This is a genomic window from Streptomyces thermoalcalitolerans (assembly GCF_039525155.1).
In the GTDB taxonomy this organism is placed as follows: domain Bacteria; phylum Actinomycetota; class Actinomycetes; order Streptomycetales; family Streptomycetaceae; genus Streptomyces; species Streptomyces thermovulgaris.
In genome coordinates this window covers 1-22,404 of record NZ_BAAAHG010000002.1, presented here as the reverse complement: position 1 = coordinate 22,404, position 22,404 = coordinate 1, and the positions used below count along the sequence as shown (strand labels likewise).

At 72.3% G+C, this 22,404-nt stretch carries 22 protein-coding genes and 1 tRNA gene; 11 read left to right on the top strand and 12 right to left on the bottom strand.

Annotated features, from left to right (window positions below; all coding sequences use genetic code 11):
• Positions 1-10 precede the first annotated feature (10 nt).
• From ABD224_RS01530 to ABD224_RS01515, 4 genes are all read right to left on the bottom strand, one after another.
• Entirely contained in the window at positions 11-490 is a 480-nt protein-coding gene (locus tag ABD224_RS01530; RefSeq protein WP_344045834.1) for a copper chaperone PCu(A)C, read from the bottom strand.
• On the bottom strand, positions 487-1,137 hold the full coding sequence (locus ABD224_RS01525) for an SCO family protein (RefSeq protein WP_344045831.1): 651 nt from the start codon (positions 1,135-1,137) through the stop codon (positions 487-489). Before ABD224_RS01525 ends, ABD224_RS01530 begins: the two co-directional genes overlap by 4 nt.
• 92 nt (positions 1,138-1,229) lie before the next feature.
• Positions 1,230-1,973: a YcnI family copper-binding membrane protein gene (locus ABD224_RS01520; protein ID WP_344045829.1), complete on the bottom strand. Its 744-nt coding sequence runs from the start codon at positions 1,971-1,973 to the stop codon at positions 1,230-1,232.
• 184 nt (positions 1,974-2,157) lie between these two features.
• Entirely contained in the window at positions 2,158-2,985 is an 828-nt protein-coding gene (locus ABD224_RS01515) for a hypothetical protein (protein ID WP_344045827.1), read from the bottom strand.
• Positions 2,986-3,208: 223 nt separating this feature from the next.
• Between ABD224_RS01515 and ABD224_RS01510 the strand changes: the two genes are divergently transcribed.
• Positions 3,209-3,655 carry an ATP-binding protein gene (locus tag ABD224_RS01510; RefSeq protein ID WP_344045826.1) on the top strand — a complete coding sequence of 149 codons (447 nt, stop codon included), beginning with the start codon at positions 3,209-3,211 and terminating at the stop codon, positions 3,653-3,655.
• Between the two features lie 205 nt (positions 3,656-3,860).
• Here the strand turns inward: ABD224_RS01510 and ABD224_RS01505 are convergent, their stop codons facing one another.
• Positions 3,861-5,342, bottom strand: coding sequence for an aminopeptidase P family protein (locus tag ABD224_RS01505; protein ID WP_344045824.1), 1,482 nt, complete (start codon positions 5,340-5,342; stop codon positions 3,861-3,863).
• A gap of 259 nt (positions 5,343-5,601) precedes the next feature.
• Complete coding sequence (locus tag ABD224_RS01500; RefSeq protein WP_344045822.1) at positions 5,602-7,149, bottom strand: PP2C family protein-serine/threonine phosphatase; 1,548 nt, start codon at positions 7,147-7,149, stop codon at positions 5,602-5,604.
• 503 nt (positions 7,150-7,652) lie between these two features.
• Between ABD224_RS01500 and ABD224_RS01495 the strand changes: the two genes are divergently transcribed.
• Positions 7,653-8,318 (top strand): bifunctional DNA primase/polymerase, encoded by a 666-nt coding sequence (locus tag ABD224_RS01495; protein ID WP_344045820.1) that lies wholly within the window; start codon positions 7,653-7,655, stop codon positions 8,316-8,318.
• A gap of 82 nt (positions 8,319-8,400) precedes the next feature.
• Positions 8,401-9,027, top strand: a complete 627-nt coding sequence (locus ABD224_RS01490; protein WP_344045818.1) for a hypothetical protein — start codon at positions 8,401-8,403, stop codon at positions 9,025-9,027.
• Between the two features lie 258 nt (positions 9,028-9,285).
• On the opposite strand, the gene ABD224_RS01485 is transcribed toward ABD224_RS01490, so the two are convergent.
• Complete coding sequence (locus ABD224_RS01485) at positions 9,286-10,251, bottom strand: DUF5926 family protein (RefSeq protein WP_344045816.1); 966 nt, start codon at positions 10,249-10,251, stop codon at positions 9,286-9,288.
• 242 nt (positions 10,252-10,493) lie between these two features.
• Positions 10,494-11,045, bottom strand: a complete 552-nt coding sequence (locus ABD224_RS01480; protein ID WP_344045814.1) for an ATP-binding protein — start codon at positions 11,043-11,045, stop codon at positions 10,494-10,496.
• Between ABD224_RS01480 and ABD224_RS01475 the strand changes: the two genes are divergently transcribed.
• Complete coding sequence (locus ABD224_RS01475) at positions 11,002-11,127, top strand: hypothetical protein (protein WP_344046289.1); 126 nt, start codon at positions 11,002-11,004, stop codon at positions 11,125-11,127. The genes ABD224_RS01480 and ABD224_RS01475 overlap by 44 nt on opposite strands.
• A 346-nt stretch (positions 11,128-11,473) precedes the next feature.
• Here the strand turns inward: ABD224_RS01475 and ABD224_RS01470 are convergent, their stop codons facing one another.
• Positions 11,474-12,301: a glycerophosphodiester phosphodiesterase gene (locus ABD224_RS01470; RefSeq protein ID WP_344045812.1), complete on the bottom strand. Its 828-nt coding sequence runs from the start codon at positions 12,299-12,301 to the stop codon at positions 11,474-11,476.
• A 255-nt stretch (positions 12,302-12,556) separates the two neighbouring features.
• Here ABD224_RS01470 and ABD224_RS01465 point away from each other — a divergent pair, with 255 nt between their 5' ends.
• From ABD224_RS01465 to ABD224_RS01455, 3 genes are all read left to right on the top strand, one after another.
• The gene (locus ABD224_RS01465) at positions 12,557-13,966 is read left to right on the top strand and encodes a S1C family serine protease (protein WP_344045810.1); all 1,410 of its coding nucleotides are present in this window, start codon (positions 12,557-12,559) and stop codon (positions 13,964-13,966) included.
• 97 nt (positions 13,967-14,063) lie between these two features.
• Positions 14,064-14,150: transfer RNA gene (locus ABD224_RS01460), tRNA-Ser, on the top strand.
• Positions 14,151-14,329: 179 nt separating this feature from the next.
• The gene (locus tag ABD224_RS01455; RefSeq protein WP_344045808.1) at positions 14,330-14,824 is read left to right on the top strand and encodes a hypothetical protein; all 495 of its coding nucleotides are present in this window, start codon (positions 14,330-14,332) and stop codon (positions 14,822-14,824) included.
• A 142-nt stretch (positions 14,825-14,966) separates the two neighbouring features.
• On the opposite strand, the gene ABD224_RS01450 is transcribed toward ABD224_RS01455, so the two are convergent.
• Positions 14,967-15,593 (bottom strand): hypothetical protein, encoded by a 627-nt coding sequence (locus ABD224_RS01450; protein ID WP_344045806.1) that lies wholly within the window; start codon positions 15,591-15,593, stop codon positions 14,967-14,969.
• Between the two features lie 297 nt (positions 15,594-15,890).
• Between ABD224_RS01450 and ABD224_RS01445 the strand changes: the two genes are divergently transcribed.
• The gene (locus ABD224_RS01445) at positions 15,891-16,361 is read left to right on the top strand and encodes an SPW repeat protein (protein ID WP_344045804.1); all 471 of its coding nucleotides are present in this window, start codon (positions 15,891-15,893) and stop codon (positions 16,359-16,361) included.
• 226 nt (positions 16,362-16,587) lie between these two features.
• Here the strand turns inward: ABD224_RS01445 and ABD224_RS01440 are convergent, their stop codons facing one another.
• Positions 16,588-17,463, bottom strand: coding sequence for a bifunctional DNA primase/polymerase (locus tag ABD224_RS01440; RefSeq protein WP_344045802.1), 876 nt, complete (start codon positions 17,461-17,463; stop codon positions 16,588-16,590).
• A 378-nt stretch (positions 17,464-17,841) separates the two neighbouring features.
• Here ABD224_RS01440 and ABD224_RS01435 point away from each other — a divergent pair, with 378 nt between their 5' ends.
• The 3 genes from ABD224_RS01435 to ABD224_RS01425 all read left to right on the top strand — a co-directional run bounded on the left by ABD224_RS01435 (position 17,842) and on the right by ABD224_RS01425 (position 20,846).
• A complete protein-coding gene (locus ABD224_RS01435) occupies positions 17,842-18,153 on the top strand; it encodes a hypothetical protein (protein ID WP_344045800.1) in 312 nt (103 codons plus the stop codon).
• A 328-nt stretch (positions 18,154-18,481) separates the two neighbouring features.
• A complete protein-coding gene (locus ABD224_RS01430) occupies positions 18,482-19,039 on the top strand; it encodes a SigE family RNA polymerase sigma factor (RefSeq protein ID WP_344045797.1) in 558 nt (185 codons plus the stop codon).
• Between the two features lie 151 nt (positions 19,040-19,190).
• The gene (locus ABD224_RS01425) at positions 19,191-20,846 is read left to right on the top strand and encodes a long-chain fatty acid--CoA ligase (RefSeq protein WP_344045795.1); all 1,656 of its coding nucleotides are present in this window, start codon (positions 19,191-19,193) and stop codon (positions 20,844-20,846) included.
• 179 nt (positions 20,847-21,025) lie between these two features.
• Here ABD224_RS01425 and ABD224_RS01420 read toward each other — a convergent pair.
• A partial coding sequence (locus tag ABD224_RS01420) for a response regulator (RefSeq protein WP_486388844.1) occupies positions 21,026-22,404 on the bottom strand: 1,379 nt, incomplete at its 5' end.

Genomic DNA, 22,404 nt, shown 5'->3' with positions numbered 1-22,404 from the left:
GGTCCCTCCGTCAGTGTCCGTGCTCGGTCGTGGGGCGGTACGTGGCCGCCTTCACCGGCATCTCGACCTCGAGGTCGCCGGATTTCGCGAAGTGCAGTTCGACGGTGACCGTCTGGCCCTGGCGGAGTCTGCGCTTCAGCTTGTCGAACATCAGGTGGTGGCCGCCGCTTTCGAGGACGAGCCGTCCATGGGCGGGGACGGTGAGGGGTCCGGCCTCCCTCATCGCTCCGTCGACGGTCTCGTGCACGGTGACCTCGCCCGCGTCGGCGCTGCTGACCGAGGTGAGCCGGTCGGCGGCGTCGCCCTTGTTCTCGATGGTCAGAAAGCCGGCCGCCAGCGAGTCCGAGACGGGCTGGGGGATGTAGGCGGAGTGGACGGACAGCTCGGCCTTCCCGTCGCCGGAGCCGGAGGAGCCGCCGCAGCCGGTGAGCAGAACCGTTCCTGTCAGGGCGGCGGCCAGGAGCGCGGCCGCCGGTGCGGGCCGCCTCACGGCTTCTCACCCTTGACGAGTTTGGGGAGATCCTTGGTGTAGTCCTCGACGGTGGCGTCCTCGCCGTACAGGACGTAGCCGGCGTCGGTCTTCGGGGAGAAGGCGACCACCTGGGTGCCGTGGTTCGAGACGAGCTTGCCGTTCTTGTCCTTGGTGGTCGGCTCGATGGAGATGCCGAGGGTGCGCGCGCCGGCCTGGATGGTGGCGAAGTCACCGGTCAGACCGATGAAGTCGGCGTTGATCATTTTGAGCCACGTGCCGAGCTCGGCCGGGGTGTCGCGGTCCGGGTCGGTGGTGACGAACACCACGCGCAGCTTGTCCTGATCGGCCTTGGGCAGGCTCTTCATGGCGACCGCGATGTTGTTCATCGTCAGCGGGCAGACATCGGGGCAGTGCGTGTAGCCGAAGTAGATCAGCGTCGGACGGCCGGCGGTCTCCTTGCGGAGGTCGTACTGCTTGCCGCGGGTGTCGGTGAGGACCAGATCGGGCTTCTCGAACGGTGTGTCGAGAACGGTCGCGGCCTTCCGCGAGGTGTCCTCGGAGACGACGGCGACGGGCTTTTTGCCGTCGTCGCCGCTGCCGCAGGCGGAGAGGGGCATCGTGACGGCGGCGAGCAGCGCGGCCACTGCGAATGTCTTCTTGCGCATAGGAAAATGTCCCAGATGTGAGAACTCCGGCGCGCACCGGGGGGCGTACGCAAGAGCCGCACGGCCCCCCGGGCGCCGACGGATGAACCGGGTCAGGCGGCGGTCCGCTTGCGGCCGGCGAGTACGCCGAAGGCCACACCGGCGGCGCCGACGACGATGCCGGCGACGCCGAGGACACGGGCGACGGTGTCACTGCCGCTCTTCGAGGCGTCGGCGGCGGTGCTCCGGGCGGCGTTCTCGGCGCCCTTGGCGCCCTCGGCGGCCTTGGTGTCCTTGGCCGGCGTGCCGTGACCGTGGTCCGAGGCCGCGGTCAGCTCCAGCACCGGCGCCGGGTTGTCCGGCTCCTCCTGGCCCTCCTGCGGCACCTCGATCCAGCGCACGACCTCCTTGTTGGAGTACGTCTGGAGCGCCTTGAAGACCAGCCGGTCGGTGTCCTCGGGCAGAGCGCCCACGGAGACCGGGAACTTCTGGAAGTAGCCGGGCTCGATGCCCTTGCCGTCGGCGGTCCAGGTGACCTTGCTGACGGCCTCGGAGATCTTCCTGCCGTGCACCTCGAGCGGCTTGTCCAGCTTGGACTTGGTGACCTCGATCTTCCAGCCGTCCACCGGCTGCGGCATCACGGAGGCCAGCGGGTGGTCGGTCGGGAAGACGACCTCGAGCTTGGTGGTGGAGGCGTTGTCGCGCTCGTTGGGCACCTTGAAGCCGATGGTCGCGTAACCGCCCTTGGGCGCCGTGCCCTCCGGCTGCACGCTGACGTGCGCGAAGGCGGGGGCGGACAGGAGGAGGACGGCCGGGCCGGCGAGGGCGGCGGCGGCAGCGAGGCGGGAAGCCTTCATGAGGGATGCACTCCTTGTCGGGGGTGTCCGATGTCATCCGATGTCAGGGGGATGTGCGTGCACGGCGGGACCACGGGACCAGCGATGCGGCGGTGTTCCCGGCGGACGGGCACGCGTGCGTGCCGCACGACGGCGGCCGCTCCCTCGGGCGGAGTCCGCTCGATGGGCCGGTGGCCGCGTCGTGTCAGGCAGCGAGGACGAACGCGGCGGCCGTCGGCGGACCGCGGCGGATCACCGTGTGCTGGAGTGCGGTGGTGCGGGGGGCCGGAGGCGTGAGATCGGAGGCCCGCCGGAAACGGGGTACCGCGTCGGGCGCGGGCGGCAGCCCTGCGCACAGGGCACGCACCAGCGCGAGCGCCGCGCGCAGGGACCCCATGAGCGCTTTCTCGGCGACTCCGTGCGCCGACAGGTCGAGCAGCCGCAGCAGGGCCAGATCGCCGCGGCGCAGCAGCCAGCCGGCGGCGACCGCGGCGAGAGCGTGGACGAGCAGCATCGTCAGGGACGGCAGCAGCGCGGCCGGACCGTGGGCGGCCAGGGCGTCCGCCGAGTGGTGCGCGGTGCCCATGCCCGCGCCGCCGTCGTAGACGTGCGCCTCGACGAGTATCCGGTGGGCCTGGGCCGGGCTGATCGCCCCGACGCCGGCCCCGCACACGTACCGCGCGGCCTGCTGGACGAGCTCGGCGTCGGACAGGACGGACGCGGAGCCCGCCGGCCCCGTGGGCGTCCCGCCCGTTCCTTTCTGCCCCAGCCCGAACAGGACGTGCAGCGCGGTCTGGCCCGCCGCGAGCAGGGCCGCGATCCCCGGCAGGGAACGCGTCCGCCCGGCGAGCGGTGCCACCACGGCCAGCGTCCCCAGGAATCCCGCGCCCAGCGTCCACAGGGGCACCGCGGCGCAGGAGGCCACCGCGTGACCGGCCGCGGCCAGCGCGACACAGACCGCGGTGAACACCGCGGCCCGCAGCATCCTGAGATCGCGTCCGGCGCACGTCGTGCGCGGGTGGGGGGCAGCCATGGTGGCCTCATCATCGCACTGGCCCTCGGGGCGCCGTACGGCAGGTCCACAAGATGCGGTACGCCCGGAAGGTCACGGTCCGTCACCACCGGCCCCGTCCATACATCGGTTCCTCGGCCGTCACATCCGCCGATTGGACGGCGAGCTGTCAACTCTGTGCTTACGGCCGGACACGCGGGGCAATAGGTAACGGTATGTCGAGCCGCGGCCGGGAGGCTGGAGCATGAGCATCTGGTGGTCACTCCATCTGCGGCGCGACGCTGCGAGCGTGCCGCTCGCCCGACGGCTGCTGCTGGGCACGATGGAGACCGCGGGCGTCGACCCCGATGTCTCCTACGACCTGTCCGTCGCCCTGAGCGAGGCCTGCGCGAACGCGGTCGAGCACGGCGGGGGCGCCGACTCCTCCGAGGCGTACCGCGTCACCGCCTACCTCGACGGGGAGAAGTGCCGTATCGAGGTGGCCGACGCGGGACCCGGCTTTCCGCCCGGCGGTCACCGCCCCCCGTTCCGCGCCGTGCACCCCGAGGCCGAGCACGGCCGCGGTCTGTGCCTCATCCAGGAACTCGCCGATCACGTCCGCATCGGCAGCGCGCCGGGGCGGGGCGGCGCGGTGGTGAGCTTCGACAAGACCCTCAAGTGGCGGAAGGACGCGCCGCTGATGGCGGTGTAGGCGGTCCGGCGGGCTCTCCAAGCCCGGCCCGGGTCCTCCGCGCCGCTTCGTGCCGCAGGCCGCGGGCCGCAGGCCGCAGGCCCGCTTCGGCGCCGGACCGGGCGCCGTCCACGTGTCCGCGTCCCCGGGCACGGGAACGGCCGGGCACCTCGTCGGGTGCCCGGCCGTTCCCGTCGTACCGGCGTGTGAGCCGGCTCTTTGAGCGTCAGCTCCTGAGCGACGCCATCCACGCCTCGACCTCGTCGGAGCGGCGCGGCAGGGCCGCCGAGAGATTGCGGTTGCCGTCCTCCGTGACGAGGATGTCGTCCTCGATGCGGACGCCGATGCCCCGGTACTCCTCCGGGACGGTCAGGTCGTCGGGCTGGAAGTACAGGCCGGGCTCGACGGTGAGGACCATGCCCGGCTCCAGCGTGCCGTCGACGTACGTCTCGGTGCGCGCGGCGGCGCAGTCGTGGACGTCCATGCCGAGCATGTGGCCGGTGCCGTGCAGCGTCCAGCGGCGCTGCAGGCCGAGCTCCAGCACCCGCTCGACCGGGCCCTCCACCAGGCCCCACTCGACGAGCTTCTCGGCGAGCACCCGCTGGGCGGCGTCGTGGAAGTCGCGGTACTTGGCGCCCGGCTTGACCGCCGCGATACCGGCCTCCTGGGCCTCGTACACCGCGTCGTAGATCTTCTTCTGGATCTCGTTGTACTTGCCGTTGACGGGCAGCGTGCGCGTGACGTCGGCGGTGTAGAGGGTGTGCGTCTCCACGCCCGCGTCCAGCAGGAGCAGGTCACCGGAGCGGACGGGGCCGTCGTTGCGCACCCAGTGCAGCGTGCAGGCGTGCGGGCCGGCGGCGCAGATGGAGCCGTAGCCGACGTCGTTGCCCTCCACCCGGGCGCGGAGGAAGAAGGTCCCCTCGATGTAACGCTCGGAGGTGGCCTCGGCCTTGTCGAGGGCCCTCACCACGTCCTCGAAGCCGCGCACGGTGGAGTCGACGGCCTTCTGCAGTTCGCCGATCTCGAACTCGTCCTTGACCAGGCGCATCTCGGAGAGGAAGACACGCAGCTCCTCGTCGCGCTCGGCGGTGACCTTGTCGGTCAGGGCGGCCTCGATGCCGGCGTCGTGGCCGCGGACGACCCGGACCGGGCCGGTGGCCTCCCTCAGCTTCCGCGGCAGTTCGCGCACGTCGGAGGTCGGGATGCCGTACAGCTGCTCGGCCTCGGCCAGGGAGTGGCGGCGTCCGACCCACAGCTCGCCCTGCGCGGAGAGCCAGAACTCGCCGTTCTCCCGGTTGGAGCGGGGCAGGAGGTAGAGCGTCGCCTGGTGGCCGTCCGCGGTGGGCTCCAGGACCAGGACGCCGTCCTCGGTCTGGTTGCCGGTGAGGTAGGTGTACTCGACCGCGGACCGGAAGGGGTAGTCGGTGTCATTGGAACGGGTCTTCAGGTTGCCCGCGGGAATCACCAGACGCTCGCCCGGGAAGCGCGCGGACAGCGCGGCACGGCGGCGCGCGGTGTGCTCCACCTGCTCGATCGGCTTCAGGTCGCGCAGCTCGGTGTCGGCCCAGCCGGTCTTCATGTTCTCGGCGAGCTCGTCGGACACGCTCGGGTACAGGCCGTTCTTGCGCTGCTTGATCGGCTGTTCGTCCGCCGCAGCGGCTTCGTCGAGCGCGGTGTCCGGGGTCTCCGGGGTGAGCTCGTCGGCCACGGTCTTCCTCCTCGGTGCGTACGGGACTTTCCCCGAGCTCTCGGGCCTCGCTCGAGCAGGGGGACCCTCATCATCGTACGGTCGGGCGGAAAGGGGGCCGGGGCAAAAAAGGGCCTGGTACGGGGAGGGCTCGTGCCGGGGGTGCTCGTGCCGGGAGTGTCCGTGCCGGGAGTGTCCGTGCCGGGAGTGTCCGTGCCGGGACTGCGGGTGCTGTGGGTGCCCGTGCCGGGGGTGCCGGTGCCGGGCCGGTCTATTCGGACTATTCGAAGCGCGCCGCCACCAGGGCGACGTCCTCCCTGCCGCCGGTCATGTCCTGGTCGTTCGGCAGGACCGTGTGCAGGACATGGTCGGCGACGGCCTCCGGATCGTGGCGCCGCGCGCGCGGGACGCTCGCCGCGGCCGCGTGCAGCCGGGCGAAGGCGCGGTCCACCGGGTCGCCGGTGCGGTGCAGCAGCCCGTCGGTGTAGAGCAGCACCGTCTCGCCCGCCGCCACCTCGAACTCCACGCTGGGCGCCTCCCAGCAGGAGAGCATGCCGAGCGGCGCGGACACGGACGTCTCCACGAACTCGGTGCGCCGCTCGCCGACCACCAGCGGCGGGCTGTGCCCGGCGCCGGCCAGGGTGATCCTGCGCAGGGCGGGCTCGCAGTAGGCGAACAGGGCGGTGGCGCAGCGGGCGGGCTCGGTCAGCCGCAGCAGCAGTTCGAGGTCGGACAGGACGGCGACGGGGTCCTCGCCCTCCATCACCGCGTACGCCCGCAGGGACGCGCGCAGCCGGCCCATCGCGGCGACCGCTCCCGGCCCGGAGCCGGTGACCGAGCCGACCGCGAGACCGAGCGCGGAGTCCGGCAGCGGCAGCGCGTCGTACCAGTCGCCCCCGCCGCGCGGTCCCGTGCGGTGCCGGCAGGCGAGCTGGACACCGGGCACCCGGGGCAGCCGGGAGGGCAGCAGCTCCTCGTAGACCGTCGCCATGCACGCGCGCGTGCGCTCGGTGTCGAGCAGGCGCGCCAGGTGCTCGGTGGCGGAGCGGACGTAGAGGCCGGCCAGGTGGCGCCGGCGCTCGGCCGGTTCGGCGGGCTCGTCGTAGAGCCATACGGCGGCGCCGATGCGGCCGGCGGTCTCGGTGGACAGGGGCAGCGCGTAGCTGGCGGCGTAGCCGAGGCGGACGGCCACCTCGCGGTGGCGGGGGTCGAGGCCGTCCTCGGAGAGCAGATCGGGGTGCACGACCTCGCCCTCGCCGCCCGGCGCTCCGGCCGGGGTGTCGAGGAGGGTGCCGTAGGGCAGGGCGCTGCGCGGCACGGTCTCCAGATGGCCGAGATCGGACCGGGCGAGGCCGAGGCCGACGGTCGTGTCGGGGCCGAGCCCGTCGTCCGGTTCCAGGACGACCAGACCACGCCGGGCGCCGAGGAGGGCGGCGCCGGCGCGCAGCAGCTCCTGCAGGGCGGCGTCGAGCTCCTTCGTCCGGGCCAGCCGCTCGGTGAGCTCGTGCAGGGTGGTCAGGTCGGAGACCCAGCCGGCCAGCCGGTCCTGCAGAAAAGCGCCCGGTGCGCAGGGAGCGTGCGGGGCCGCCGGGCCGCTCGCGGAGGAGAGCGGGGAGGCACCCGTGGCGGCGGACGTGGGTGCGGCAGTGTGGGCGGGGGCCGGAACCGTCGCATCGATTCCAGCCACTTTCGAGGGGTGAGGGGCGTTCATGGCGTCCGGCTTTCCGACCGGTGCGCACTGCTCAAAAGCATTGCAAACCCCCATGTCATTCTGCGCCGCCAGCAGTGTCTCCACATGTACACGTACTCGTGTGGAGATGTCCAGCATTGTCCTGCTGGGATTCCTGGTGTCAGAGGGGCTTTCGGGACGTTCTCCCGAACCCCTTGCGAAAATATGAAGTTGGCTTGAAACTGCCTCCGGTGATGGGCCCTTGCGGTCGACTGGATGTGCTCCACGGAGCGTCACAGCGGTCGTGATGGGTACGTACCCGGAGAAGGCCAGGGGTGGTCGGGGAAACCCGGAACCCGGCGACGGAACCGGGCGTCCTATCCACCGACGACCGTGCCCCATCCTCGCGTGATGGAGGCGGAGAACAAACACGCGGTACCAAAGCGCCACACTCCGCCACCCCACGCCACGCCCATGCTTTTGACAGACGCGGTGTGGGCGGGGCTGCCGCGGAAGCAGCCACAAGCTCGGCCCATAGGGGTTTCCCGTGCCTGAAGGCAGGGATGTGATGCGCCCACAGGTACGCGCGGTGAAGTGATCGACACATGGTGTGAGTGGTCCAGCGGTGTTGCCGTCGGTGCAACGGAAAGGAACGAGCGCTCATGCGCGAGATCCCGGGAAGGCGACGCAGGTTCCTGTCCCAGCGCGGCGACGGGAGGTCCGAGTCGGTCGACGCGGCCCTGACCTTCGCGGCCCAGTGGCAGTGGCCGGTGCTCCCGGGCGTGGCGCCGGACCCGCGGCGGCCCGGCCGCTGCGGCTGCCCCGACCCGGACTGCACGGTTCCCGGCGCACACCCCTTCGACCCCGGTCTCCTCGCGGCCACCACGGACGCCCGCATGGTGCGCTGGTGGTGGACCAACCGGCCCACGGCGCCGATCATCCTGGCCACCGGGGGCAAGGCCCCCTGCGCGGTGAGCCTGCCGGCCCTTCCGGCCGCCCGGGCCCTGGCCGCGTTCGACCGCGTCGGCATACGGCTCGGCCCGGTCGTCGCCTCGTCCACGCGCTGGGCGATCCTCGTCAGGCCGTACTCGATGGAGCAGCTGGGCGAACTGCTCTACGCCAAGGACTTCGTCCCCGGCTCCCTGCGCTTCCACGGTGAGGGCGGCTACCTCGCGCTGCCTCCCTCCGAGACCGGGGCCGGCCCGGTCCGCTGGGAGCGGGCCCCGCTGCCCGGCTCCGCCTCGCCCTGGGTGCCCGATGTGGAGGCCGTGGTCGACATCGTGGTGGACACCCTCACCCGTACGGGTGTGAGCGCGCCCGAGTTGTAGGGGTATCGGGCGCGCGGTGGGCGAGGCGCCCGTTCTGCGCCGTTATCGTCCCCGCATGGTGCGGCATCGCGATCGTTCCCGCATGGTGCGTCGTCGCGGAGGACCCGGGAGCCGGCCGCTGCCGTGCGGCGGCCCCGGTCCCCGGCGCGTCCGTCTGCTCGCCCTGCTGGCCGCCGTGGCCGGTGTCGCGGCACTGCCGCTGGCCGCGGCGTCCGCGGGGCAGACGGGCGACCGGAGTCCCGTGGCCGATCGGAGCCCCGTGTCCGCCCCGTCCGCCGTACGTTCCTCGCCGCACGGCGACGGCCGGAACCCGTCCATGGCCCCCACCCGTTCCCCGCTGCTGCTCGGCCTGGGCCCGGCCACCGCCGTACGCTGCGGCCCGAAGGCCGCCTCGCCCGGCAAAGTCCAGGCGCAGACCTGTGTGCTGACCCAGGGACAGGACACCTGGGCGCGCACCTACTACCGCAACACCACCGGCCGTCCCCTGGACGCCGCCCTGACCCTCATGGGCCCTGGAGAGCGCACCGTGCGGACGCGCTGCGCGCCGGGCGAGGGCGACGAGCCGGGGATGTGCGAGACGCCCCGGGAACGCCTCCGGGGAGAACCCGGGGCATACACCGCCGTCGCGGAGTTCGCCGAACGCGGCGCGGACGGGCCGCTGTTGCTGCGCTCCGGAAGCAAATCCCCTGCGGATACGGATGGTTGGTGAACCGCTGCGCGCGGTGACCGGTGGCGCGCATGCGAAGGCCCGGTTGCTGGCGACGGGGGATGCACCAGCAACCGGGCTACGTGAACGGTAACAAGAGATCGGCGGTTCGCAAATTCGGTCTCGGCTTTTCCGGTCACCGGGCGAGCTGTCTTTCCGGTCACCCGACTCCCTTGTGCGGAAGGGGAGTTGTGGCCGGAGTCGCCCTGTGCGGCGAAGCCGTGCGGCCGGCCGGTCGCACAGCCGGCCGCGGCCGGTGGGTCAGCTGAGGGTGACCTGACGGTTGGTCAGGCCGCTGCGGGCCCTGCGCTCGTCCGCGGTCAGCGGCGCCTCGACGGCCAGGGCCTCGGCCAGCCGCTCGGCGAACTCGGCGGCCGGCTTCTCCACGTCCTGGGCACCGAGCTCGCTCGGCAGGTCCCACACCGGCACCGTGAGGCCGTGGGCGCGGAAGGAGCCCACGAGCCGGGTGTTCTCGCCCAGGTTCGAACGGCCCGCCGCGTGCAGCCGCGCCAGGGCGTCCAGCAGCCGCTCCTCCGGGTGCGGCATGACCCAGCGCAGGTGGTTCTTCTCCGGGGTCCGGCACCAGTACGCGGCCTCGACGCTCTGCAGGCGCACGGTCGGGATGGCCGCCGCGTTGGCCCGCTCCAGGGAGGCGGTGACCTCCGGCGTCGCGTTCTTCGCGTCCGGCACCCAGAACTCGAAGCCCTCGTGCACCACCGGCTCGAAGGGGACCTCGGTGTCGAGCAGGTCCTGCAGCCGCGGACCGCCGACCGGGGTGCGGCGGCCCTGCACCGGTGTGCCGGGCTCGGCCTCCAGCGCGCGCAGCAGGGTGTCGGCGAGGTCGCGGCTGAGATCCCCGGACGCCGTGTCGTTCTGCAGGCCGAGCAGCACCGAGCCGTCGTCACGGCGCAGCGCGGGCCAGGCCATCGGCAGGACCGTGGCGAGCGTGACGGACGGGACGCCCTCGGGCAGGCCGTCCTTGAGCGTCAGCCCGGCCGTGGCGGCGGGGACCAGCTCGCGCAGCGCCACCCAGTCGCACTCCCCGGGAAGTCCTTCGAACGGCCGCTGCACCAACTCGGTCGCCGCGTGCGCGGCGGCCCGGCCGTGGCAGGCCTTGTACCGGCGGCCGCTGCCGCAGGGGCAGGGTTCGCGCGCGCCGACCACCGGGATCTCTTCGTCCGTGAGCTGCGGTCGCTTGGCCTTGGTCTGGGGTCGCTTCTTGGCCATCTGGGTGTCTCCCGGTTACGGCTCGTCTCGTACGGGCGCGAGCCTAGCCGTTCACGCCGCGAGCGACGGGACCCTGTGGACAAGGTGGGCGATACGGACGACCGATCGGGTTTCGCACCCACGAGGTGCACCCCTGGCTCGCCCGGAACCTGCTCGTGATGCGCTCATGAATCGGTCGTGACCCGGTTGTGCCGGGGACGCCGGCCCTGCCGTGCGCCGCACCCGCGTTCCCGGTCCGGGGCTCAGTCCAGGTCGTCGAAGGCGTCCGCGAGACCCAGCCCGGGCAGGGACGACACCGGCGGCGCGGCGACCCGGGAGGCGAAGTCGTCACGGCGGTGTCCGGCGTCCGGGTCGTGCACGTCGCCGTGGACGACCACCCACACGGTGACCTCGCCGTCCACGTGGTCCCGTACGCCCCAGTCCTCGCAGAGCGCGGTGATGATGTTCAGCCCGCGGCCGCCGTGCGCGGTGACCGAGGGAGTGGCCGGGGCCGGGCGGGTCGGGCCGCCGCCGTCGGTCACCTCCACGATCAGCCGGCCGTCCGCGTCCACACGCCACGCGGCCCGGACGTCGCCGTCACCGGCCAGGGCACCGCCCAGCGGCCGGCCGTGCTTGCAGGCATTGCTCAAGAGTTCGGAAAGAACCAGTACGGCATCGTCGATGACCGACTCCGCCACGCCCCCTCTGCGCAACTGCTCGCGCATCCGGTGCCGTGCTTCCCCCACGCCCGCAGGACCATGGGGTACGGCCATGCTCGACGACGTGGGCACCTCCTGTGCCACCACCAACGCCACCCCCGAGACCTCCTTCGCCCCACGCCACGGTGTGGATGCCCCACTGGCCTGTACCGGAAACCGGCCGGTCACCGTCCGGTGACGCATTCACCACGATCGAACACGCACCGAACGCGCCGGAGCACTCCCTGTCACCGTTCTTGCCATGTGGCCGGATTTCTTCGGTGTGGCCGAAAAGGGAGGATGGTGCAGCGTGAGCGTCCCGGTCAAGATTCGCAATGAGCCCGCGACCGAACAGCAGCCGAGCCGCGACGGGCCTGCGACCGGGGCGCGATCCGCCCGCGGGGTTGGGGGCGGACCCTCGGCCGGGGTGCGACCGCACGCGGCGATGCGGGGCCTGCGCACGGTGATGCGGGGCCGCGGCCGGGAACGGCCCGCGAACGCTCGGCGGCCGGACCCCGGCGGACCCGCGGCCGCTCAGCGGCCGGTCAGCGGCCGAGTCGGCGCAGGACCGCGTCCGGGCGGTCGGTGATGATGGCGTCGACGCCCAGGCCGGCGCAGAGATCGATGTCCTCGGGTTCGTTCACCGTCCACACGTGCACCTCGTGCCCCGCCCGCTTGAGCCGCTGGACGTACGCCGGATGGTTGCGCACGATCCGGATCGAGGGCCCCGCGATCCGGACCCCCGTCGGGAGCCGTCCGTCGCGCAGCCGGGGCGAGACGAACTGCATCAGATAGACGGTCGGCAGGGTCGGCGAGGCCGCCCGCACCCGGTGCAGCGAACGCGCCGAGAAACTCATCACACGCACCGGTGACTCCTCGGCCGACGCCGGGGCGTCCAGGCCGAACCGCCTCAGGAGCGTCATCAGCCGCTCCTCGACCTGCCCCGCCCAGCGCGTGGGGTGCTTGGTCTCGATGGCCAGCTCCACCCGCCGCCCGGCGTCGGCGACGAGTTCGAGCAGCCGTTCCAGGGTGAGGACCGAGGTCTCCTCGGGGTCCTCCGGCCGTACCTCCCAGTCCGGCTCCTCGTCCCGGCCCCGCCAGAAGGCACGCGTGCGCGCGTAGCCGAAGTCCAGCGCGGCGAGGTCGGCGAGCTCCAGGGCCGACACCGCCCCACGGCCGTTGGACGTACGGTTGACGCGGCGGTCGTGCACGCAGACGAGATGGCCGTCCGCGGTCAGGCGCACATCGCACTCGAGGGCGTCCGCGCCGTCCTCGATCGCCCTCCGGTAGGCGGCCAGCGTGTGCTCCGGGGCGGCCTCGGAGGCGCCGCGGTGGGCGACGACTTGGATGTGATGCTGCCGTGCGTGGGTCACTGCGTCATGGTGCCACCGCGGCGGGACGGACGGGACGGCGGGAGGCCGTCGGCCACGTGTCCATTTCATGTGGGATGCCCTATATAAAGGATGAAGGCGGAGCCACAGCCACCGCTTATGGTGCTCTGACGGCCCTTGGGAAAAGCTGGATACACAGATGCACATGCACAGCTGGAGCAGGCCGGGTCGCCGGCAGGCATGACGAGCGTGACCAGTGCGACCGACAACGACAGCCGTGGATCGAGGAGAAGATCTGTGAGCACCGAGAACGAGGGCAACGCGGTACCTCCGGCCCCGTCCGCACCTCCCGTACCGGTGGAATCTCCCGCGGCTCCCCCGCGCCCGGCCGCTCAGGGAGGCACCATGCCCCCGCCTCCCAGCACGCCCCCGCACATTCCGGGAGTGAACGGCGAGGCCGGCGCCTTCGGGCAGCAGAACGGCACCGGCTCGCCCGTCGACAGCTCCTGGCCGCCCCCGTCCGCGCACGGCGGTGCGGGAGGAGGCTCCGGCTGGGGCTCCCCGTACCAGCAGCCCGCGCCCAAGACGGCCGGCCGGCGCGGCGGCCTGATCGCCGCGGTCCTGGCGGCCGCCCTGGTCGCCGGCGGCCTGGGCGGAGGCATCGGCTACACCCTGGCCAGGAACAGCGACACCGCCTCCACCACGATCTCCGCCTCCGACAGCGGCGCCTCGCGGATCAAGCGCGACCCGAACTCGGTCGCGGGCGTGGCCGCCAGGGCGCTGCCGAGCACGGTCACCATCGAGGCCGAGGGCGCCGGCGGCCGGGGCGGCACCGGCACCGGCTTCGTCTTCGACACCCAGGGCCACATCGTCACCAACAACCACGTGGTGGCCGACGCCGTGGACGGCGGCAGGCTCACCGCGACCTTCCCCGACGGCAAGAAGTACGAGGCCGAGATCGTCGGCAACGCCCAGGGCTACGACGTCGCCGTCATCAAGCTCAAGAACGCCCCCTCCGGCCTCAAGCCGCTTCCCCTCGGCGACTCCGACAAGGTGGCCGTCGGCGACGAGACGATCGCCATCGGCGCGCCCTTCGGCCTGTCGAACACGGTGACGACCGGCATCATCAGCGCCAAGAACCGCCCCGTGGCCTCCAGCGACGGCAACTCCGAGAGCAAGGCGTCCTACATGAGCGCCCTGCAGACGGACGCCTCCATCAACCCGGGCAACTCCGGCGGCCCGCTTCTCGACGCCCGCGGCGCGGTCATCGGCATCAACTCCGCGATCCAGTCCACGGGCGGCGGCCTCGGCGGCTCCGGCCAGTCCGGTTCGATCGGCCTGGGCTTCGCGATCCCGATCAACCAGGCCAAGTACGTCGCCCAGCAGCTGATCAAGACCGGCAAGCCGGTCTACGCCAAGATCGGCGCGTCGGTCTCCCTGGAGAACACCACGGACGGCGCCAAGATCACCGAGCAGGGCGTCGGCGGCTCCGACCCGATCGAACCGGGCGGCCCCGCCGACAAGGCCGGCCTCAGGCCCGGTGACGTCATCACCAGGCTCGACGACCGGATCATCGACTCCGGCCCCACCCTCATCGGCGAGATCTGGACCCACAAGCCCGGCGACAAGGTCACCCTCACCGTCAAGCGCGACGGCAAGGAGCACAAGGTCGACGTGGTGCTCGGTTCCCGCGTCGGCGACGACTGATCCCGCGCGCGTGCCACGGCTTCCCGGACAACTGATCCGCACATGCGCGTGACGACCGGTTAGTCTTGTCCCGCGCCGCCGGTCACGCGCGGCGCGGGGAGGTGTGCCCGAGCGGCCGAAGGGAACGGTCTTGAAAACCGTCGTGGCAGCGATGTCACCGTGGGTTCAAATCCCACCGCCTCCGCGGCACGAGCAGTGAGAGACGGCCCCTGACCTGGATGTCCGGTCGGGGGCCGCTCTTGTGTCCGGCCACTGTCGCGGGCCGGTGTTTTTCTTGGCTCCCTGCTCGATCGGGCACGGTCGGGGCATGGACTCCCCGGCCGGCATGTGCTGTACGAAGCGGCCCCCGGCCGTGCTGAGAGCATGGCCCTCGTGGAACCGGCGACCGAACTGTGCGAGCTGATCACGTCTCTGTCCCGCGAAGACGGGGTTTTCGGCCATGTGTTCCCCGCCTCCGAGGGATCCGTCCCCGAGCTGGTCCGCGCCGTGGCCCTGGAGGCGGAACGAGCCTGGAGGCAGTACGCCGTGCCGGGAGCAACCGGCCCGGGCACAGTGCCGGAGATCGCTCAAGCGATCTCGCCGACGGGCCGCGAGCAAGCCGTGCGGCTGATGGCTCGTCTGGCGGCCGAGGACCTCGCCCGCTCCGGCCTGCCGCGCCGCGATCGGGCTCACACTCGCCGAACGGCGGAACGTGTTGCTCACCTGCTGGGCCAACGGGCCGTATGGCACACGAACATCGGCGATCCGTCGTCCGGGATGCACACATGGAACCCGGTCACCTGCCACACCTTCGACAGAGTGGTGGCTGGCACTGGCAAGGGCTTCATCGTGGTCCTGTTGCAGGTGAGTGAGGACTGAGAGGGCTGAAGGGCCGGAGGAGCCGCGGCATCGGCCAGCCCCGGGCGTCCTTGCGCGGTCCGGGGAGGGCCCGGGAACGGGCCGAGCCAGGAAGGGCCAGGAAAGACGGGGGCCGAAAGCCGCTCCGCCAAGCCGGCACCCGTCACTCGAGCGGGACGGAGGCGACCGGGAGTTGTTCCTTGTGGAGCCATATGAAGGTGCGGTCCGGTTCGAGGTGGGCCTCTCCCCAGTGGATGACGTGGATGCCGCTCTCCGCGTCGGCCGTGAAGAACACGCAGACGAGCCTCGTCGAGTTCCCCAGCTCCTCGAACGTCTCGTGCAGCCCCAGGTACTCCTCGGTCGCCAGACCGGCGTCGACGTCGAACAGGCCGTCCTGAGCCTGCGGTCCGTGGGCGTGGAACAGCCGTCGGCGGGTGGGCGAGGCGTTGGCGGGCAACCGTGCGCGGTCCAGGGGCCGCGGCCTGTCCGCGTACCTGAAGGGGAACAGCGCGTGCTCGTTGATCACGGCGTACTCGTATCCACGCACGTCCCGTACCGGCTCCCCCAGCTCCCGCGCCGCGTCGGCCAGGCCCTCACGCACAGCCCCGGCAAGGGCGACGCCGTAGGGACTCCGTTTCTTAAGTCCCGCCGCTCTGTGCGCCGCGTGGGCCTTGGCGTGCGCCTTGGCAAGCTGCAAGGGGACCGCGGTGGCGAGTGCGCCGGCATGCCGCCCGAACCGTTCGATCGCCCAGGCCGACGGTGCCACCGGATCGCGATCCGACACGGACATGCAGTGCCCCCTCCGCCCGATCACCCGCCTTCATCTGTGTGGCATGGAGACGAACAGGACACAAGGGAGCATCCGGCCATGACCGGACCGCACATCATGGCCTCCGTGGGCCTGCGGGCCGGTGAGCTCTTCGCCCTTCGGTGTGCGGACGTCGACGTGTCCGGTGGCTCGCCCCGGCCTGGCGGGACTCCTTCTGCGGTGGGGGCCTCGGACTCGGCGGTTCGGGGCGGTTGTCCTCCTCCGGCGGGGTACTCGCTTCCGCGCAGGGAGCACGACGGACGATTCGGAGGAAGTGCCATGGCGACTCATCCCCGGCCGGACATGGAGACCCATCCCGACATCATCGAGATGCGCAAGCGGCACGAGATGGCCGAACGTGCCGCGGCCACTCCGAAGGCGCAGGCCCTCGAGGCCATGGCCCTGATCACGGGGCTCTACCTGGCCGCCTCGCCGTGGATCGCGGGATTCAACAACCTCTCCACTCTGGCGGTCAACAATCTGATCGTCGGCATCGCCTACGCCCTCTTCATGGGCGGTGGCCTCGGCCGGGCGTACGAGCGCTCGCACAGCATGGCGTGGGCCGCTTGTGCGCTGGGTGTGTGGACGATCATCGCGCCGTGGGTCGTGGCAGGCGACGTCAGCACCACCAGGACCATCGTCAACAACGTCGTCGTCGGTGTGATCGCCCTGCTGCTGGCGCTCATGGCCGCCGCGGCCGCCCGCCCGGTGGACCGGCCGTCCCGCGGGCGCTCCCCCCTGGGGAGGTGACCGGGGCCGAGCCGAAGGCCGAAGCCGGTTCCGAAGGGCGTACCGCATCGCACCGGGACGGTGCCGTGAGCCGTTCCGGGTGATCAGGGACGGGAGCCTTGCTGTGCCTCGCGGTGGTCGCCGCCGACGTGCCGGAGCGGGGTGGCGGCCACGGCAACGCGAGCCCGCTGTCCGTGCGGGCCTGCTGCCGGTGCCGTTCCTCGTGCGGAGCCTGCGCCGCGGAACCCTAGGGGCGGTGGCCCGTCAGGCGGGCCGCCGAGGCGACGGTGGCGCGGGCCTCGTGTTCGGGCAGGCCGGTGTGCAGGGCCGCGTCGACCAGGGAGTCGGCGAGGTCGGGGCCGATGCCGCTCTCGTAGGCGCGGCAGGCGGCCCAGAACAGGCGGCTGTTGCGCTGGCCCTTGTGGGCGCCGAGGACGAACTGCACCAGGCCCTGGCCGTGCCGGCCGGCCGAGGCCGGTGAGGGGCGGCGAGGGGAGCGGGGCGGGGGAAGCAGGAGGCGCAGGAGGGCGCGCGGGCAGGGTGCGGGCGCGAGGTGTGCGGTGCCGGGAGCGGTGGTGTACACGCCGCGCTCGGTGCGGGAGCCGGGGCCGACCAGGTAGCCGCCGGCGCCGCGGACGTCGATGCCGGGGGCCAGGCGTCCGGCCGAGTTGGGCACGACGACGTCCGGCGGCCCGCTCAGCCACAGGTGGCGGCCGCCGCTGGGGGTCAGGACGACCACGGTGGCGGGGAGGACGAACAGGTGACGCCGGGCGAGGGCGCGCAGGGCGGCGGGGGCGTCCGTGCCGGCCTTGGTGTCCAGGTCGATGCCGATCAGATGGTGCGGGGGCAGGCCGCAGGCGATGCCGTAGCCGGTGGCCCAGGGGGCGGCGGCGAACAGGGCGCGGATGCGGGCCGGGTCGGTGGAGGCGTCGTACACCCCGTGGCCGAAGCGGCCGCACTCGCCGTGGCAGCGCGGGCCGGACGGGTCCGGGTCGTCACGGTGCGGGGAGCGCAGGGCCGGGAGTTTCGTCCGGGACAGGGGGAAGACGGCCAGGCCGCGCTCGGCGGCCGACAGGGCGTGGGCGAGGGCCGGTGTCATGGCCTGCCGGTCGGTGGTGGCCATGACCCCATGGTCGTACAAGTGTTCGAGAAAGGGAAGAGGGTGGGTGCGACACGCCGGAGGGGGGGATGGCGTGGACGGATTTTCGGTGGGTGGCTTCAGCCCTTGCGGCGCTTGGGGAGAAAGGATCCCGTGCCGCCCCGCTGCGCGGCTTCCGGGCGGAAAAAGTGGCTCCAGGGGTTTATCGACTTGTCCTCACGCTTGCGTGGGAACTGGGCCTTCCGAGGTGGTCCGCCGGGTTTTGGTGGGCAACTCTGATCTTGCGACGTCGCGAGGAACCCACCCGGGCAGTCGGCCGACCGCCCTGGTGACAGCCGTACTTCACGGTTTCACGTACGTCCGGCGGGACCGCCGGCACGTACCTCGTACTGGAGGAGGAACATGGCAAGCAGCCGTACCGCCCGCGTTCTTGCCGCAGTCGCAGCCGTCCCTCTGGCGGCCGCGCTCTTCACCGGCACCGCGGCCGCGGACACGGGAGCCGTCGCGGGGGACGGATCCAATGCGGGTGTCGCCGGCATCGTCGGCAGCGGGGTCGGCCGGGACAACAGCGGCAACTCGTCCATCACCGGGCAGCAGGCGGTCGGCACCGGCGCCTCGAACCGGAGCGACAGCGCCCAGGTCAACGGTTCCGCCTACACGGCCGTCCAGCAGGGGGAGGAGAACGTCGCCGTCTACTTCACTCCTCTGTGGTGAGCCGGGACGGGCCGGTGCGCACTTCGGGGACCCGCCACCGGCCCTGAACCCCTTGTGGGTGTTTGTGGGGACGTGACACACATCTGCGCGGCGGTGCTTCGGCTCCGCCGCGCAGATGTGCTTCCCGGCAGGCTTCTCGGCGGACGTGCTTCTCGACGCATGTGCTTCTCAGACGTATGTGCTTCTCAGGGGCGAACCCGCAGGGCGTACGGTGCGCTCCTCCACCTTCAGGAGGTGGGGCCGGCCCCACCTCTACAACCTGAGGCGGACCCCGCTTCGGGACCTGCGGGCGATCCGCCGCGCCGGGTGCCGCTCCTAGCGTGGAGCCATGACCACACCCGTCTGCATCAGCGCGTCGACCCCCGCCGTACCGGCAGGCCGGCCTGCGGCGTATCCGTCGTTCACGGCGTATGTACGGGCCCGGCAGCCGGTGCTGCTGCGCGCCGCCCGGTCACTGACCGCGAACCAGAGCGACGCGGAGGATCTGCTGCAGACCGCGCTGGTCAAGACGTACGCCGCCTGGGAGCGGATCGAGGACCACCGGGCGCTCGACGGCTATGTGCGCCGTGCCCTGCTGAACACCCGTACCTCGCAGTGGCGCAAGCGGAAGGTCGACGAGTTCGTCTGCGAGGAACTGCCCGAGCCGGAGCCGGCGGACGGCGCGGCCGACCCGGCGGAACAGCAGGCACTGCGCGACGCCCTGTGGCGGGCGGTCATGAAGCTGCCCGTCCGGCAGCGGGCGATGGTCGTCCTCAGGTATTACGAGGATCTCTCCGAGGCACAGACGGCCGAGGTGCTCGGGGTGTCCGTGGGGACCGTGAAGTCGGCGGTGTCACGGGCGCTCGGCAAGCTGCGGGACGACCCGGAGCTGGGCCGCGTGCGCTGATCCGCCCGCGGAGCCGGTGGGGCCGCGGGACACGGACCGCACGGCGACGATGTGATCGATCATCCGGGACTAGTGACATACCGAGCGGTATGTGAGCAGAATCTGCGCAACCCTTACTAGCGCGTAGGCAATGCTGCCCGGGGAGGACGCCGTGCTGAGCACCATGCAGGACGTACCGCTGACCGTGAACCGCATCCTCGCCCACGGAAGGCTGGTGCACGGACGGTCCCAGGTCACCACGTGGACCGGTGAGGGCGAGCCGCAGCGGCGCAGCTTCGCCGACGTGGGCGCCCGCGCGGTGCAGTTGGCCCATGCCCTCCGCGACGACCTCGGCGTCCGCGCCGACGACCGGGTGGCGACCCTCATGTGGAACAACGCGGAGCATGTCGAGACATACTTCGCGATTCCTGTCATGGGCGCGGTGCTGCACACCCTCAACCTGCGCCTGCCCGCCGAGCAGCTGACCTGGATCGTCAACCACGCGGCCGACCGCGTGATCATCGTCAACGGCTCCCTGATCCCCCTTCTCGCCCCGCTGCTGCCGCACCTGAAGACGGTCGAGCACGTCGTCGTCTCCGGCCCCGGCGACCGCGCCCCGCTCGAGGGCTCCCACGTACAGGTGCACGAGTACGAGGACCTGATCGCGGACAAGCCGACCACGTACGACTGGCCCGAGCCGGACGAACGCCAGGCCGCCGCCATGTGCTACACCTCCGGCACCACCGGCGACCCCAAGGGCGTGGTCTACAGCCACCGTTCGATCTACCTGCACTCCATGCAGGTCAACATGGCCGAGTCCATGGGCCTGACCGACCGGGACACCTCGCTGATCGTCGTCCCCCAGTTCCACGTCAACGCCTGGGGTCTGCCGCACGCCACCTTCATGACCGGCGTCGGCATGCTGATGCCGGACCGTTTCCTGCAGCCCGGCCCGCTCGCCGAGATGATCGAGCGCGAGAAGCCGACGCACGCCGCCGCCGTCCCCACCATCTGGCAGGGCCTGCTCGCCGAGCTGAACGCCCGCCCCCGGGACATCTCCGCCCTCACCCAGGTCACCATCGGCGGCTCGGCCTGCCCGGCCTCCCTCATGGAGGCCTTCGACCGGCTCGGTGTGCGGGTCTGCCACGCCTGGGGCATGACGGAGACCTCCCCGCTCGGCACCGTGGCCCGCCCGCCGGCCCATGCGGTCGGCACCGAGGAGGAGTTCGGCTACCGCCTCACCCAGGGCCGCTTCCCGGCGGGCGTCGAGGCCCGTCTGACCGGTCCCAACGGCGAACGCCTCCCCTGGGACGGCACGTCCGCCGGCGAGCTGGAGGTCCGCGGCCCGTGGATCGCCGGTGCCTACTACAACGGCCCCGACGCCGAACCGCTGCGCCCCGCCGACAAGTTCAGCGAGGACGGCTGGCTGAAGACGGGTGACGTCGGAACCATCAGCCCCGACGGCTACCTCACCCTCACCGACCGCGCCAAGGACGTCATCAAGTCCGGCGGCGAGTGGATCTCCTCCGTCGAACTGGAGAACGCCCTGATGGCCCACCCGGACGTCGCCGAGGCCGCCGTCGTCGCCGTCCCCGACGACAAGTGGGGCGAGCGTCCGCTGGCCACCGTCGTCCTCAAGGAGGGCGCCACCGCCGACTTCGAGGCCCTGCGTGCCTTCCTCGCCGAGGAGGGCAAGATCGCCAAGTGGCAGCTCCCGGAGCGCTGGACGGTTGTCGCGGCGGTCCCGAAGACGAGTGTCGGCAAGTTCGACAAGAAGGTGCTGCGCCGGCAGTACGCGGACGGGGAGCTGGACGTCACCCGGATCTGACGTCACCCGGATCCGACGTCACGCGGATCCGACGAGCGCACGGGCCGGGCGGGGAGCCCTGGGTCTCCCCGCCCGGCCCGTGCGCGACGGGTTCATGCGCACAGAGGCCATGCACACAGAGTCCATGCGCACAGAGACGAGTCCGTGCGCGAGGAACGCGATGAAGCGACGTACGGCCGCTAGTTGGTTCCGATGCGGGCCAGCAGATCGACGATCCGCTCCTGCACCTCGGCACTGGTGGACCGCTCCGCCAGGAACAGCACCGTCTCGCCCGAGGCCAGCCCCGGCAGGTCCGCCTGGTCGATGGTGGCCGTGTAGACCACCAGCGGGGTGCGGTTGAGCTGCCCGTTCGCCCGCAGCCAGTCCAGGATGCCGGCCTGGCGGCGGTGCACCTGCATCAGGTCCATCACCACCAGGTTCGGCCGGAACTGTCCGGCCAGCGTCACCGCGTCGTTGTCGCTCGCGGCCCGCGCCACCTGCATTCCGCGCCGCTCCAGCGCCGTCGTCAGCGCCAGCGCGATCTCGGCGCGTTCCTCGACCAGCAGCACACGCGGCGGGTGCTGCTCGCTGTCGCGCGGAGCCAGGGCCTTGAGGAGAACGGCGGGGTCGGCACCGTAGGCCGCCTCGCGCGTCGCCTGCCCCAGCCCGGCCGTGACCAGCACCGGCACCTCCGCGGCGACCGCCGCCTGCCGCAGCGACTGCAGCGCCGTGCGGGTGATCGGCCCGGTCAGCGGGTCGACGAACAGCGCGGCGGGGAAGGCCGCGATCTGCGCGTCCACCTCCTCGCGCGAGTGCACGATCACGGGCCGGTAGCCGCGGTCGCTCAGCGCCTGCTGGGTGGCGGCGTCGGGGGCCGGCCAGACGAGCAGCCGGCGCGGGTTGTCCAGCGGCTCCGGCGGCAGCTCGTCGTCCATCGGCTGCGGCTGGGGGGAGTCCGCGACCTCCACCGCACCGCCCGGGCCGTCCAGCGGTTCGGGGCCCTCGGCGGCGTTTCTGTCCGGGGCGCCTATGGCGTACGACCGTCCGGCACCGTCGGTGGCCTGGCCCGGCCGGGGCTGCGCCGGGGCGGCCGGCGCGGGAGCGGCGCTTCGGGGAGGCGGCGCGGAGGCCGCGTTCCGCAGGGGCTGCGCGGGGAACTGCCCGTCCGGCGGGTGGGGGCGGGCCGTCTGTCCCGACCGCTGTGCCTGGGCCTGCGAGCGCGTGGCCGGGTCGGGCGGCGTGCCCAGCTTGCGACGGCGGCCGGAACCGCCGGTCGTGTGCGGGGGCGGAGTGGCCGACAGCGGCTGAGGCGCCTGCACCTGCGCGGCCTGCCGGGCGAACGGCACCCCCTGTCCCAGCGTCCGCACACTGATCGCCCGCCCCTGGGTGGAGTTCGGGTCGGCGGATGCGCCGGGCGCGGCGGGCGGGGCGAACGCGGCAGGCCTGGGCGGCGCGGCGGGAGCGGTGGGTGCTGCCGGGGCGGCAGGGGCGGACGGGGTGGACGGCGCGGCGGGCGCGACCGTCTCGGCGGGCAGCGGCTGGGCCGTGCGGGGCGCCGGGGGGACGGCCGTCTGCCCGG